Origin of the sequence: Spirosoma sp. SC4-14, assembly GCF_037201965.1 — a bacterium.
Classification (GTDB): Bacteria; Bacteroidota; Bacteroidia; order Cytophagales; family Spirosomataceae; genus Spirosoma.
This window is the reverse complement of sequence record NZ_CP147518.1, coordinates 1,371,770-1,386,553: the sequence shown is the minus strand read 5'-3', so window position 1 is coordinate 1,386,553 and position 14,784 is coordinate 1,371,770. Positions and strand designations below refer to the sequence as shown.

11 protein-coding genes are annotated in these 14,784 nt (G+C 48.5%); 8 read left to right on the top strand and 3 right to left on the bottom strand.

Annotation, left to right across the window (positions count from 1 at the left end):
• Nucleotides 1-96 precede the first annotated feature (96 nt).
• From WBJ53_RS05715 to WBJ53_RS05680, 8 genes are all read left to right on the top strand, one after another.
• Complete coding sequence (locus WBJ53_RS05715) at nt 97-555, top strand: DUF1569 domain-containing protein (protein ID WP_338875095.1); 459 nt, start codon at nt 97-99, stop codon at nt 553-555.
• A 15-nt stretch (nt 556-570) separates the two neighbouring features.
• Nucleotides 571-1,932 (top strand): NAD(P)/FAD-dependent oxidoreductase, encoded by a 1,362-nt coding sequence (locus WBJ53_RS05710; protein WP_338875094.1) that lies wholly within the window; start codon nt 571-573, stop codon nt 1,930-1,932.
• A gap of 595 nt (nt 1,933-2,527) precedes the next feature.
• Nucleotides 2,528-4,234: a potassium-transporting ATPase subunit KdpA gene (kdpA, locus tag WBJ53_RS05705; RefSeq protein WP_338875093.1), complete on the top strand. Its 1,707-nt coding sequence runs from the start codon at nt 2,528-2,530 to the stop codon at nt 4,232-4,234.
• Between the two features lie 127 nt (nt 4,235-4,361).
• Nucleotides 4,362-6,446, top strand: coding sequence for a potassium-transporting ATPase subunit KdpB (gene kdpB, locus WBJ53_RS05700; protein ID WP_338875092.1), 2,085 nt, complete (start codon nt 4,362-4,364; stop codon nt 6,444-6,446).
• A gap of 92 nt (nt 6,447-6,538) precedes the next feature.
• A complete protein-coding gene (locus WBJ53_RS05695) occupies nt 6,539-7,102 on the top strand; it encodes a K(+)-transporting ATPase subunit C (RefSeq protein WP_338877158.1) in 564 nt (187 codons plus the stop codon).
• Between the two features lie 64 nt (nt 7,103-7,166).
• Complete coding sequence (locus tag WBJ53_RS05690) at nt 7,167-8,300, top strand: porin (protein WP_338875091.1); 1,134 nt, start codon at nt 7,167-7,169, stop codon at nt 8,298-8,300.
• Nucleotides 8,301-8,380: 80 nt separating this feature from the next.
• A complete protein-coding gene (locus WBJ53_RS05685) occupies nt 8,381-9,505 on the top strand; it encodes a sensor protein KdpD (RefSeq protein ID WP_338875090.1) in 1,125 nt (374 codons plus the stop codon).
• On the top strand, nt 9,502-11,274 hold the full coding sequence (locus tag WBJ53_RS05680) for an ATP-binding protein (RefSeq protein ID WP_338875089.1): 1,773 nt from the start codon (nt 9,502-9,504) through the stop codon (nt 11,272-11,274). Before WBJ53_RS05685 ends, WBJ53_RS05680 begins: the two co-directional genes overlap by 4 nt.
• A 90-nt stretch (nt 11,275-11,364) precedes the next feature.
• On the opposite strand, the gene WBJ53_RS05675 is transcribed toward WBJ53_RS05680, so the two are convergent.
• The 3 genes from WBJ53_RS05675 to WBJ53_RS05665 all read right to left on the bottom strand — a co-directional run bounded on the left by WBJ53_RS05675 (nt 11,365) and on the right by WBJ53_RS05665 (nt 14,784).
• Nucleotides 11,365-12,981 (bottom strand): SulP family inorganic anion transporter, encoded by a 1,617-nt coding sequence (locus WBJ53_RS05675; RefSeq protein ID WP_338875088.1) that lies wholly within the window; start codon nt 12,979-12,981, stop codon nt 11,365-11,367.
• Between the two features lie 35 nt (nt 12,982-13,016).
• Nucleotides 13,017-13,256: a hypothetical protein gene (locus tag WBJ53_RS05670; RefSeq protein WP_338875087.1), complete on the bottom strand. Its 240-nt coding sequence runs from the start codon at nt 13,254-13,256 to the stop codon at nt 13,017-13,019.
• 160 nt (nt 13,257-13,416) lie between these two features.
• Entirely contained in the window at nt 13,417-14,784 is a 1,368-nt protein-coding gene (locus tag WBJ53_RS05665; RefSeq protein WP_338875086.1) for an ATP-binding protein, read from the bottom strand.

The following is a 14,784-nucleotide window of genomic DNA, read 5'->3' as shown; positions in this document are numbered from 1 at the left end:
CCGATAAACAATCGAGTTCAGAAAAAAATGTCGGACCGCTGTCTATTTATGCAATTGCACACCGTCTAAACGAAACTAACCTATTTTCTATCGACGATGGCATTACCTTCTATTTTCTCGGCTGATATAGCCGCCACCGTAGTTGAACGCATCAATCAACTCAAACCAACTACACAACCCCAATGGGGAAAAATGGACGTTGCTCAAATGCTGGCACACTGCAACGTGACCTACGAAATGGTTTATGAGAACAAACATCCTAAACCAAATTTTCTGATGAAACTTTTCTTAAAGTCGTTCATCAAGCATATCGTCACAAATGAGCAACCCTACAAACGGAACTCCCAAACAGCACCGGCTTTTCTGATCAAAAGCACCAAAGATTTTCAAACAGAAAAAAAACGGTTAATTAACTATATCACCAAAACCCAGCAACTAGGCGAAACGTATTTCGATCAAAAAGAATCTCATTCGTTTGGCAGGCTCACTAAAGAGGAATGGAATAATATGTTCTACAAACATCTGGATCATCACCTTCATCAGTTTGGTGTGTAATCTCTGGCAACACCTATGCAAAGGCGGCAATTTGTCAAAGGTAGTTTAGCAGGTTTGCCCACTCTATTTCTGGCCACTTCGCTGGTAGCAGGTGCCTGTAAAAAGAACAACAACGTTGACCCTAACAGCAAAACTGTTGTTATTGTTGGCGGAGGGGTTTCGGGCTTATCTGCCGCAAAAAAACTAAAAGAAAAAGGGCTTACTGTTATCGTTTTAGAAGCTCAGGACAAAGTAGGTGGACGCTTACGAACAAACCGAAGCCTGAGCGTTGCGTTTGACGAAGGCGCAAGCTGGATACACGGCATTAATGGCAATCCGATGGCAACCCTGGCCCAACAAGCCGGAATGGACACGTTTTATACGGATGACAATAGTCGAAAATCGTATGACATTGGTGGCGTCTTAAGAAGTTCAATCGCCTACGACGATGCCGAAGAAGAGCTTTACGCTATTTTAGAGACACTGATGAAGAGCGGAAATGCCAGTCAAAGCTTTGAGACGGTATTTACGAATTTATATCCTGCAAAAGCGAATGACCGGCTTTGGAAATTTCTGCTGTCGACGTATATAACGTTCGACACCGGCGATTTAAATCAACTCTCCTCTCTGCTCTACAATGAGGGAGAAGAATTTAGTGGAGTAGAGAAAATTGCTACCAATGGCTACGACACTATTGCCAATTATCTGGCAAAAGACCTAACTGTTCAGCTCAATCAGCGAGTCACAAAAATCGACTATTCTGACACTAAAATTGCTGTAACGCATAATGGAACCACAACGGTAGCCGATTACGTAATCGTAACGGTTCCGTTAGGCGTTTTAAAAGCCAATAGTATCGAATTTGTGCCTGCCCTTCCGGCAGTTAAACAAACGGCGGTTCAAAAAGTAGGCATGAACTGTGTCAATAAATTTTTACTTACCTGGAATACCGCCTTTTGGGACAATGTGCAATACCTATCCTACACTCCTGAAGTTAGAGACAAATTCAATTATTTCGTGAATGTAAAAAAATTTCATCCAGACGTAAATGCATTGATGACGTTTGCCTATGCCGATTATGGCCGACAAACCGAAACAATGTCTGATGCACAAGTCACAGCCGACATTATGGGACATTTGCGGGATATGTATGGAACCAGTATTCCTGACCCGACAACTATGTTGCGTACCAAATGGCAATCGAATGAAAATTCAGTTGGGGCTTATTCCTACACAGCCGTTGGAACAGCAATGCACCATTTCGACGATTTAGCCGAAGAAGTAAACGACCGTTTGTTCTTTGCTGGCGAACATACCCATATCGATTATTTTTCTACCGCCCACGGCGCTTACTTAAGCGGGATACGGGAAGCTGATAAAATCATAGCTCTGCTATAAAGACAAAACGCCATACGTAAAGCTTTTGAGAACCTGCCCCAGATGCAGGTTCTTTTTTTTTGCACGCAAAGTGGCATCCGCTTTCCCAAAATGAGAATCGACCTTATCAAAATGAGAAGGTTCAGCTTGTTCTATTGCGTTCCGAAATAAAAAGCAAGAAACTAAACCACTAACTATCAAAGGTTTACCCAAACCATTTTATCAAATCGTCAAGAAAGGAATGCTTTTTGGCATAGTGTGTCCAAACCAAACAGAAACGCTTTTATGGAAACCATCCTGCTGATTGTAACGGCCCTACTCTGCTTCGCTTTCTTTTACAAATCCATCGAGTGGTTTGAACACATTTAGCTTGTTGAATGATTGAATCAAAACAATGAGTCCTGCTTATTAGCACAATTCAATCATTCAACATTTTAATCATTAGTCATGCTTACCGGCTTATTCATCATCTCGCTAATGGTTTTCGCGTATATGCTATACGTGCTGATAAAACCAGAAAAATTTTAAACGACAAGAGCAAAATGATAGGTACATGCCTACCATCCGGTGACCCGGTTTTGCGCTTTCGCTATTTAACACTTTCATTCTTTAACAAATGTCAACTGAATTAGTAGGCGTGGTGGCCATGTATGGCATTACCGTCTTGCTGGCTATTCCGCTGGGCAACTACATTGCCAGCGTTTTTAAACCAGAAGCCACTAATGGGCCGTTTGAACGGTTCATTTACCGGCTCGGCGGCATTGATTCTGCCCGCGAAATGAACTGGCAGGAAAACCTGACGGCGCTACTCACAATCAATGCCGTATGGTTCTTATTTGCCTTTACGCTCCTTGTGCTCCAGGGTCTATTGCCACTCAATCCGGATGGCAACCCGTCGATGACGCCCGATCTGGCGTTTAATACAGCCATCAGTTTTATGGTTAACTGCGATTTGCAGCACTATTCGGGCGAGTCGGGTCTGACGTATCTGACACAACTGTTCGTGATCAACTTTTTGATGTTCACGTCGGCCGCTACGGGCATTGCCGCATTAATACTCATTGTGCGGTCATTTTTGCCCCAAACGGTAACTACAGCCGGGAATTTTTACGTGTTTTTCGTAAAGTCGATCACCCGCATTTTGCTGCCAGTTTCGTTTGTTGTAGCCCTTATTCTTGTCTTTAACGGAACGCCTGCCAGTTTCGACGGTAAAGACAGTATTGTAACCATGCAGGGCGACACGGTTGGTGTATCGCGTGGTCCTGCGGCCGGTATGATTGCCATCAAGCATGTTGGAACCAACGGCGGTGGCTGGTTTGGTGTTAACTCGACGCACCCACTCGAAAACCCCAGCTACTTCACCAATATGGTCGAAATGATTGCTCAGGTACTTATTCCGATTGCTATGCTTTTTGCGTTAGGGCATCTGATTAACCGTCGGCGGTTTATGTGGGTTGTGTATGGCGTTATGACGGTAGGTATGCTCTGTCTGCTAATTCCGACACTAATCTCCGAAACGCATGGCAACCCGGCAATTGCGCATATGGGAGTGGTTCAGCCAACAGGCGCGATGGAAGGCAAAGAAGTGCGGTTCGGCCCGTTGGCATCGGGTTACTGGAGCATCGTCACCACAATTATTTCGACCGGGTCAGTCAACTCCATGCACGACTCCTCGATGGCTTTGTCGGGGGCTATGGAGTTGCTGGGCATGATGACTAACGCCTTTTATGGCGGCTGTGGCGTCGGATTTTTGAACTACTACTATTACCTGATCATTGCGGTGTTTATTTCGGGGCTAATGGTCGGTCGAACACCCGAATTATTCGGGCGGAAAGTTGAAGCACGCGAAATCAAAATTGCTTCGATTGTAGCCTTATTAAGCACATTTCTTATCAAAGGCGGCACAGCCCTGGCAGCGTGGTTTTTCGTAAATCACGGCGATACTGCCGGAATCGCGTCTGGCTGGTTAAACAACCCCGCCAATCATGGTTTCACTGAGATGCTGTACGAATTCACATCGGCAAATGCCAACAATGGTTCGGGTTTTGAAGGACTGGGCGACAACAATTTCTTCTGGAATTATGCTACCGGCATTGTTCTGCTTTTGGGTCGATTTATTCCAATTATCGGTCCAGTGGCGATTGCTGGATTATTGGCTCAGAAAAAGTACATACCCGAATCGTCGGGAACCCTCCCAACCGACACCGCGACGTTTGGCCTGATGACCTTCGCCGTCATCATTATCATCACAGCACTATCGTTTTTCCCGGCGCTGGCTCTGGGGCCGCTGGCGGAGTATTTTAGTCTGAACCCGGATTTATAGGATTTATGGGGCTGACTATGATTTAAGTTGATTTAAGCCGCTTCCAAGAAGCGAAATAAAATCATGGCTGGTCAGGTAAATCAGTATAATCCAGGTTCAGACAGCATTCTTTTCACCTATAACAAAAATGGCAAAGCAACATTCATCCCCTTCGCTGTTTCAGAAAGACCTCGTCATAACAGCCATTCGGGAGTCGTTTGTCAAACTTAATCCGGCAGTTCTGATAAAAAACCCGGTTATGTTTACCGTCGAAATCGGCACCCTGATTATGGTGTTCGTAACGCTCTACATCGCACTTACGGGCAACACTACCCAAGGCTCATTGGGTTATAACGTGGCCATTACAGCTATCCTTTTCCTGACCATTTTGTTTGCCAACTTCGCCGAAGCCATTGCCGAAGCACGGGGCAAAGCTCAGGCCGAATCGCTCCGCAAAACCCGGCAGGAAACACCCGCTAAAGTTGTTCGGGCAGTAGGTACCATGTATACTAACGAGATTGAAATTATCTCGTCGGCTCAGCTCGTTAAAGGCGATGTATTCATCTGCGAACCGGGCGATATTATCCCGGCCGATGGTGAAATCATCGAGGGACTGGCAACTATCGACGAATCGGCCATAACGGGCGAATCGGCACCGGTCATCCGGGAAGCTGGTGGCGACAAATCATCGGTAACGGGCGGCACCAAAGTCCTCTCAGACCATATTAAAGTACAGGTCACCACACAGCCTGGCGAGTCGTTTCTCGATAAAATGATTGCGCTGGTAGAGGGTGCCAGTCGGCAAAAAACACCGAACGAAATTGCCCTAACGATCTTACTGGCTGGTTTTACCCTGATTTTCATCATTGTGTGCGTAGCCCTGAAACCCTTTGCCGATTATGCCCACACCCCCATCACGATTGCCGCCCTGATCTCGCTCTTTGTTTGCCTCATTCCAACAACTATCGGGGGGCTTTTGTCGGCCATTGGCATTGCAGGGATGGACCGCGCTTTGCGGGCGAATGTCATCGCCAAATCGGGGCGGGCCGTTGAAACGGCTGGCGATATCGATACGCTGCTGCTCGACAAAACCGGAACCATTACCATCGGCAATCGAAAAGCAACCAATTTCTATCCAGCGCCGGGCATCCGCGAAGACGATATGGTTCGGGCATCGACGCTGAGTTCGCTGGCCGACGAAACACCGGAAGGAAAATCGATTGTCGAACTGGCCCGCACAGGTAGCTGGGGTGCTAACGTAACAGGTCGACTATCGACCGAAGGAGCAACGCTGATCAAGTTTACGGCCGAAACGCGATCCTCGGGAATTGATATGCCAATGGATCAGAATGGGACCGTACGACGTATCCGCAAAGGTGCAACGGACTCAATTCGCACTATCGTCACTCGGGCCGGGAATCCATTCCCTCAGGCGGTTGAAGAGCAGGCTAAAAAAATTGCGGCCAACGGCGGCACTCCGCTTGTTGTAGCCGAAAACGAGGAAGTAAAAGGAGTTATCGAATTGCAGGACATCATTAAACCCGGTATTTCGGAACGGTTCGAACGGCTACGGAAGATGGGCGTAAAAACGGTGATGGTTACGGGCGACAACCCACTGACGGCTAAGTTTATTGCCGAAAAAGCGGGCGTCGACGACTACATCGCCGAAGCCAAACCCGAAGACAAAATGAACTACATCCGCCATGAACAAACCGGCGGCAAACTGGTAGCCATGATGGGCGATGGCACCAACGATGCTCCGGCGCTCGCGCAGGCCGACGTAGGCGTCGCGATGAACTCAGGCACGCAGGCCGCCAAGGAAGCGGGCAACATGGTCGACCTCGACAACGACCCAACCAAGCTTATTGAAGTTGTTGAAATTGGTAAGCAGTTGCTCATTACACGTGGTACGCTGACAACCTTCTCCATCGCTAACGACGTTGCCAAGTATTTCGCCATTGTTCCGGCACTGTTTGTTGTATCGATTCCGGCGCTGCAATCGCTCAATATCATGGGTCTGCACAGTTCCGAATCTGCTATTTTGTCGGCCGTAATTTTCAACGCCATTATTATTCCGTTGCTGATTCCGCTGGCGCTACGTGGTGTCGAATACAAACCCATTGGCGCATCGGCTCTGCTCCGCCAGAATCTGTTCGTCTACGGTTTGGGGGGTATCGTAGCACCATTTATCGGGATAAAACTTATCGACCTGGTGGTGGGGCTGTTTTTATAAACTAAATGTCATTTGTCATTGGCAAGCTACTACGCAACAGCGTTTATTTTAAAAACAAATGACCAATGACAGCATATTACGAACGAATTATCATGAAAAAGCATATTGGATCTGCACTTCGGCTGACGCTCGTTTTGCTGGTTATTCTCTCCGTTATTTATCCACTCGTTATTGCGGGTGTTGGTCGATTGGCGCCCGGACAAGGCAAAGGCGAAACCGTTAGCCTAAACGGTAAAGTGGTTGGTTATGCACTGGTCGGACAGAAGTTCACCGAAGACCGGTATTTCAACAGTCGTCCTTCGGCAGTTGAGTACAATGCTGCCGGATCAGGCGGCTCCAACAAAGGCCCCTCGAATCCCGATTATCTAAAAATAGTGCAGGCTCGTATCGACACCTTTCTGGTGCATAATCCGGGCATTGACAAAGCAGCTATTCCGGCTGAACTGGTAACGGCTTCGGGATCGGGTCTTGACCCGGACCTGTCGCCGGATGCCGCCAGAATTCAGGTAAATCGTATTGCTAACATTCGTGGCATTAGCCCTGATCGGCTTAATCAGTTGATCGATGCGCAGACAAAAGGGCCTCTGTTCGGACTATTCGGCCCCGCTACAGTTAACGTTCTGAAACTGAACGCGGCTTTAGATAGTCTGAAGTAATAACTGACAGTAATTTGCCGGGTGTAGCCGGACTACTTAGCTGTATTGAGTACAACAAAACTCCATGAAAAACCTCTTTTTATCATCGGCCGCTTCTGCACTGTTTGCAACCGCATCATTGGCCCAGACAATAGATACAACCAAAACCAAACAGACGGCAACTATTCCCCACATGGGTATAACATTTAGTGGCTATGTAGAAGCGTATTATGTGCATGATTTTACAGCACCTAAAACCAGTCAGGAACGCCCCGGTTTTTTGTATAACCACAAACGAAACCGCGAAGTAAACGTTAACCTGGCCTTTCTGAAGGGCGCGTATACGAGCGAGCGTGTACGTGCCAATCTGGCCATTCAGGCAGGCACCTACGCCCAGTATAACTATGTTACCGAACAGCCGCTGCTGAAAAATGTATTTGAAGCCAATGCGGGCGTGAAACTAAGCAGGAAGCGTGATTTGTGGTTAGACGCTGGCATTTTTGGCTCGCACATTGGTTGGGAAAGTGCTATTTCGAAAGATTGCTGGACCCTGACCCGAAGTATAGCTGCCGAAAATTCGCCTTACTATCTGGCCGGAGCCAAACTTACCTACAACACATCGAACGGAAAATGGACATTACTCGGATCGGTAGTCAATGGCTGGCAGCGAATTGCGAAACTACCGGGATATACAGGTCCTGCTATTAGCACACAGGTGCAATATAAACCCAGCGCCAATGTGGTGTTGAACTGGAGCACCTTCTTCGGAAGCGACCGGCCCGACTCGCTCAGGCAAACGCGCTTTTTCAACAATTTGTACGCAATTCTGAATCCGAACGGTAAGGTCAGTATCATTCTGGGCTTCGACATCGGCGCAGATCGTAAACCCATCGGTTCCGATGGGCGTCGGGTGGGTAGTGGTCACTATGTCTGGTATTCGCCCGTAGCTATTGTTCGCTACTCAATCTCCGATGTTCTGAAACTAGCTGGCCGGGTCGAATATTACGACGATAAAAACAGCGTCATTATCGCAACCGGAACCGCTAATGGATTCAGGACCTGGGGGTATTCAGTGAATTTCGACTATCTTATTTTACCCACGGCCGTATTTCGTATTGAAGGAAAAGTATATGACAGCCAGGACGCTATTTTTGACGCAACGAACGGCGTAAGCCGGACCAATACAGCCCTGACAACCAGTGTAGCCGTTTCATTTTAAAAAAGTTTACAGTTTTCAGTGCTCCGCTTGTTTATAACCTCACTACAGCGAAGCACTGAAAACTGTAAACTGTAAATCCCGTGCACAACAACGACCAGAATGCCGAACACTTCCTGAACTTGCTCCGTCAGTCGCGACGGGGTAAGTTCAAGGTGTATATTGGTATGAGTGCTGGCGTTGGCAAAACGTACCGTATGTTGCAGGAAGCGCATTCGCTGCTGCGAGGAGGCATCGATGTGTGTATTGGGTTCGTAGAAACACATAACCGCGCCGAAACGCTGGCGCTGGTCGATGGGTTGCCCGTTATTCCCCGGCGCCGGTTGTTTTATAAAGGGCGCGAACTGGAGGAAATGGACTTGCAGGCCGTTATCAATCTGCACCCTGAGCTGGTCGTTGTAGACGAACTGGCTCACACGAATATTCCAGGCTCAAAGAACGAAAAACGCTGGCAGGATGTGCTTGAAATTCTGGATGCGGGCATCAATGTGATCAGTGCCGTCAATATCCAGCACATCGAAAGTCTGCATCAGGCCGTCCGGCAAATTTCGGGCATCGACGTAACGGAACGAGTTCCCGACCGCATTCTGCAAATGGCCGACGAGGTTGTCAACATCGATCTTACAGCCGACGAGCTAATCAACCGATTAAAAGATGGCAAAATTTATGAACGGGCCAAGGTCGAATCTGCACTAGCTAATTTTTTTCAGGCCGATACGATTCTGCAACTGCGCGAACTGGCGCTCAAAGAAGTAGCCACTGCCGTTGAGCGAAAAATTGAGACTCAGATGGCTCCAGGCGCACAACTCAAACCCGAACGGTTTCTGGCAGCTATCAGTAGCAACTACGAGGTAGCCCGGCGGGTAATCCGAAAAACTGCTCGCCTGGCCAGCTATTATCAGTCGCGTTGGTTCGTGTTGTATGTACAGACGCCAGCCGAAGACCCCGACCGGATTAAACTGGATATTCAACGGCATTTGATCAACAACCTCAAACTGGCTACGGAACTTGGAGCCGAAGTAATCCAGGTAAAAAACCGCAATATTGTCAATGCCATTGCCGAAACCGTCGATCAGCGAAACATCACAACCGTATGCATCGGAAAGCCGCATATTAATTTATTTCAGGTCATTTTACGCACCAATGCCTTTAATCAGCTATTGACTAAACTGTCAGACTCCAATACCGATCTGATTATACTATCATGACGATCAAAGCCAAACTATCGCTCGGGTTAGCCTTTATGTTCGTTATCATTCTCGGATTGGGTGGGCTCGGCACCTACTACCTAAACGAACTGGCCAACGATTCGCAGGCTATTCTGAAGGACAATTACATATCGCTCCAATACGTGAGCGATATGCAGAAGGCGCTGCTCGACCGTGTTGCTGATTCAGATGCGCTGCACCGGTTCGAAATAACCCTCCGAAAACAGGAAGCGAATGTTACGGAAGAGGGCGAACAGGGCATTACCGATGCCCTGCGAAGAGATTTTAACCGGCTGGCTACAGTTCCTAATGATACAATGGCCCTCCGGCGGCTGGAAGTCAATCTGCTACAGCTTGACGACATAAACCGGCAGGCGATGTTCCGAAAAAACGGAACCGCCAAACAAACGGCTACGGATGCGCTGTTGCTTCTGGCTGTTGTTGGTACGGTTTGTTTTCTGATCGCTTTCTCATTTGTCATCAATTTCCCAAGTTACATTGCCCGCCCGATCCGCGAACTCACCCGAGGTATTCGGCAAATAACCAGCCGCAATTTCGAAGAACGACTACACTTCCGATCCAGCGACGAATTTGGCGAACTGGCCCGTTCATTCAACTCAATGGCGCAGAAACTGGATGAATATGAACACTCGAACCTGGCGAAGCTACTATTCGAAAAAAAACGCATTGATACCCTGATCCAGTTGATGAACGACGGGATTATTGGCCTGGATGAGCATAAGAAAATTCTGTTTACCAACCCCGTAGCCAGCCGATTGCTGGGCATAGACGCCGATAAACTGATTGGTCGATACGCACCGGATGTAGCCTCGGTTAACGACCTGATGCGCACCCTGATTCAGGACCTTATGGCCGAACACTGGCCCGAAGAACCCATTCGCCCAAACGGAAATGGCCTACTGAAAATCTATGATCCCGGTGCCGATGGGAAAGGCAAAGAAAGTTTTTTCACGAAACAGATCCATGCTGTTACCGTTGCGCCCACAGGCGATGGCGACTATCGTCCAGCGGGTTGGGTGATCGTGCTCGAAAATATCACCTCGTTCAAAGAACTCGATCAGGCTAAAACCAACTTCATTGCCACCGTTTCGCACGAGCTAAAAACCCCAATCAGCAGCATTAAACTTAGCCTCAAATTGCTGGACGACGACCGGATTGGGCAACTCAATACCGAACAGAAACAACTGATTGGCCACGTCCGCGACGATGCCGAACGGTTACTGAACATTACTGGCGAGTTGGTCAATATGGCTCAGGTAGAATCGGGACAGATTCAGCTAAAGATCGAAAACGTAGCTCCATCCGACATTGTGCGCTACGCAACCAATGCCCTACAGGTATCGGCCAATCAGAAACATATCCGTTTTGAGGTAAATGCGCCTGTCGATTTACCAACCGTAAAAGCTGATCCAGACAAAGCCTCGTGGGTACTGGTTAACTTTCTGTCGAATGCGGTTCGGCATAGCCCCGAAGACAGTCCAATCGACGTCTCGGTCCGACCGATTGGCAACCAGGTTGAATTTGTTGTGCGCGACTACGGCGCTGGCATCCGCGCTGAACACCGCGACCGTATTTTCGACCGGTATTTTCGGGCACCCGGCACAAATGGGCAATCGAGCGGAACAGGGTTAGGACTAGCTATTTCAAAAGAATTTATTGAATCGATGGGGGGCGAAATTGGGCTGTTACCTAACCTCGCCAATGGTGCTGCATTCTATTTCCGGCTACCAATCTCCATTAGCCAGTAACTAATTGCCAGCTCCCAAACAAAGTACCCGCCTGATGCTGGAAGACAACAGCATCGGGCGGGTAGCTTTCACAACGTCCCTCTTATCAACTTACTCCGCTAATTCCAGTTTCAGTTCCCTCTGGGCATAGCCCGCCAGAACTGTCCTGTCCTGATTTTCGCGAAAAATGAATTGAATATTCCGCAGCTTTGCCGATGATCCAAAATTCCGAATCGTAGCCACTACATCGCTATCGACAAACGACGAGGCCGTAGCATCGATTTCGAGAATCGAATTATCGGGCACACTTTTGAGCAGTTTCATCAGCCGGGCTTTGCTCAGAAACGACACATGATCGCCCAGTTTAACCTGAATATGCGTCCGGTCTTTGTCGCTATCCCAATTGGTGCGAACACGGTGTGCATTCAGGTAATGATCGCGCAGAATGAAGAAGATTCCGGCCACCATACCAACGCCGATACCTATCAGCAGATCGGTTAGCAGAATGGCAACGACCGTTACCACAAACGGTACAAATTTTGCAACGCCTTCGGCATAAACACTCTTCACGATTTCAATTCGGGCCAGTTTATACCCCGTCACGAGCAGAATAGATGCCAGACTCGCCCACGGCATTTTATTGAGCAATGTGGGCAGCGTTACCACACATACCAGCAGCAGTGTGCCATGAATCAGGGCAGCGAGTTTGGTACGCGCTCCGGCATTAATGCTGACCGAACTCCGTACAATCACCGATGTTAGCGGAATACCGCCAATCAGGCCACTCACGATATTGCCGACGCCCTGAGCTTTCAGTTCATGATTGGTCGGCGTTTTACGTTTCAGCGGGTCCAGCGCATCCGAGGCTTCAATGGCCAGTAGCGCTTCCAGACTAGCCACCAGCGCAATGGCAATGGCCGATGTATAGACTACTGGGTTATTCCACTGCGAGAAATCGGGCAGAGTAAACAGGTTTATGAATCCGATTGCACTATCAGGCACCGGCAACTGAACCAGATGATTACCCCGCAAGGCCCATTCAGGAGCCATCAGCCGAACAAGTTCGTTCATACAGATACCAAGCACCACAACGACCAGTGCCGCCGGAACGTTCTGGGCAAACCTGGTTGTTTTGAAACCCGGCCGCTCCCACAGAAAAAATACCGCCAGCGACAGTACCGAGATCAGTATAGCGATGCCCCGAAACTGCCCCAGAGCCATCTGTAGTTGCTCAATAATATTGAATCCGCCGGGCTGAAAAAGGGCTAACCCCTCGGCTGCGTCGGCATCGTAGCCTACCAAATGCGGGAGTTGCTTAATAATCAGAATGATACCAATACCGGCCAGCATTCCTTTAATGACCGACGATGGAAAGAAATTACTAACCATACCGGCGCGGGCAAACCCCAGTCCAATCTGAAAAAGACCGGCAATGCAGGTAGCCAGCAAAAAGGCCGGAAATGATCCCAGCGACTGAATGGCCCCTAAGGTGACGATGATCAGGCCCGCTTCGGGACCCGAAATACTCAGCGCCGACCGGCTGACGGCCCCCACTACCAGACCACCCACTATACCGGCAATGATACCGGAAAAAAGCGGAGCCCCCGAGGCCAGTGCAATTCCCAGACATAAGGGTACTGCAACCAGAAACGAGATGGCTCCCCCCCTAATGTCGCCCTGAAGATTTGGTAAACGAATTGCGCTATTATTCTTTTTTGCATCATTCATTGTTCGTTGAGCTGTTTACTGCTTTCTTTTTGTTGTTATAGTTCACCCAGTCTGGCCGGTTGAGCCCGCTGAATGACTGATATACGTAGCTTTGTTGTACTCTCTAACTGCTGTAAACGCTGCTCCAGACGCTGTTTTTCAACCAGTAGCGAATCGGCTCGCTGGCTTATGGCTTCATACTGAGCCCGCTCATGCTGTTTCTGCTGCCGTCTGTCGGTATATCGATTAAAAACTATGCAGGCAATAACGATTCCCCAGACAGTCAGCCAATTCACAAGTTTTTCGGTTTCTCTAACGCGGTCGTACATAGCTCAATACCATCGTTTTAGCGTATTGATACATTTACAACACAAAATTAGCTCAGGCAATAACGGCCTTCATTAAGGGGTAATTAGAAGGTAATGAGAGATCGGTTAGAAACCGATTAGAAATCGATTAGAGCTTTTTGGGTAGCTGAACTGTAAAGGTTGTTCCCCGATCGATTTCGGACGAGACGTGAATATATCCGTAGTGAAGTTGAATAATTCGGTAGGTAAGCGGTAGTCCAACGCCATGGCCATGAATACGTTTTACGTTATCGGCCCGGAAAAAGGGTTCGTAAATGCTTTTGAGGTCGGCTTCTGAAATGCCAACGCCTTCGTCTTTGAACTCAACCGTTATCCAGCGTTCGGTGGCTCCCAGCGTTACATCGACGCGCTTCTTTTCGGAAAACTTGCAGCCATTTTCCATCAGATTGAAAAAGGCAGAAAACAGCAGCGATTTATTTCCCTCAATGGTTAGCGACGGCTGCATACTTTCGAGTTTACCGTCGAAGGCAAATACCACCGAATAATCGGGCTGGCGGTTGGTAAGCATTTGCGACGCCTGGTAAATAACCTCATCGATAGCCACTTCGCTAAACTTCAGGGGTGTCGAGCCCAAACTCACCAGCGTCAGGTCGAGCAGGTTGTTGGTGAGTTTGTTCATCCGCTGAATCACTTCCAGCACGGCTTTCCATTTGGCTTCGTGCTCTTCAACTGTCCGGCGTTTGAGCAATGTTACTTCAATTTGGCCGGTAATGATCGTAAGCGGAGTACGTAGTTCATGCGAGGCATTGGCCACAAAGTTTCGTTGCATTTCAAAAGCTTCCTGCACCCGGTCGAGCATTCGGTTAAACGTGTGTGCCAGTTGTGCCAGCTCGTCTTCATCGTTCCCGGCCGAAACGCGCTGATTCAGATTTGAAGCCGTTATGCGGTCGACCTGCCTGATTACTTCCGAAATAGGTCGTAGCGACCGGCCCGCATAGGCCCAGCCCACAATTCCCATCAATGCCAGACTACACACCAGCCCCACCACCATAATGGTGCTGAGGTGCCGCATTTCTTCCAGCCCATACTCGTCGTGTGCCGATGCCACCAGTATATACTCCTGATTGTTATGCCGGTGCACAAAGCCAACAATTTCCTGTGGGCCCTTTCGAAAAAAAGCTTCTTTCTTCTTTCGAATCAGCAGCAACACTTCGGGTTTGATGATAGTACTATCCTGCGTGGCATAAATCATCCGATTCTGCTGATCGTAAATATTGATCTGCTCTTCGGGAAGTGCCGTAAGGTTATTCTGCTCAAAAATCCGCAGCAGCCGCATCGTAATTTCATCTTCGTCGAGCAGCAGCCGGGCTGTGGTTTTGGCCTTATCGCTCAGCCGCAGGTAGAAATCCCGCTGCCTGAAATACTCCGCCGTAGCATATACGACAAACGAAAACAGCAGTAAAATAGCCGCTACAATACCAACGAACGTAAAGGACAGACGAGCGCGTATCTTCAT

Excerpts from the sequence above, each read along its gene's own strand:
- WBJ53_RS05675 (WP_338875088.1), bottom strand. The coding sequence starts at position 12,981 with ATGAATGATGCAAAAAAGAATAATAGCGCAATTCGTTTACCAAATCTT.
- WBJ53_RS05710 (WP_338875094.1), top strand. The coding sequence starts at position 571 with ATGCAAAGGCGGCAATTTGTCAAAGGTAGTTTAGCAGGTTTGCCCACT.
- WBJ53_RS05695 (WP_338877158.1), top strand. The coding sequence starts at position 6,539 with ATGAAAAAGCATATTGGATCTGCACTTCGGCTGACGCTCGTTTTGCTG.
- kdpB (WP_338875092.1), top strand. The coding sequence starts at position 4,362 with ATGGCAAAGCAACATTCATCCCCTTCGCTGTTTCAGAAAGACCTCGTC.
- WBJ53_RS05680 (WP_338875089.1), top strand. The coding sequence starts at position 9,502 with ATGACGATCAAAGCCAAACTATCGCTCGGGTTAGCCTTTATGTTCGTT.
- WBJ53_RS05690 (WP_338875091.1), top strand. The coding sequence starts at position 7,167 with ATGAAAAACCTCTTTTTATCATCGGCCGCTTCTGCACTGTTTGCAACC.
- kdpA (WP_338875093.1), top strand. The coding sequence starts at position 2,528 with ATGTCAACTGAATTAGTAGGCGTGGTGGCCATGTATGGCATTACCGTC.
- WBJ53_RS05715 (WP_338875095.1), top strand. The coding sequence starts at position 97 with ATGGCATTACCTTCTATTTTCTCGGCTGATATAGCCGCCACCGTAGTT.
- WBJ53_RS05665 (WP_338875086.1), bottom strand. The coding sequence starts at position 14,784 with ATGAAGATACGCGCTCGTCTGTCCTTTACGTTCGTTGGTATTGTAGCG.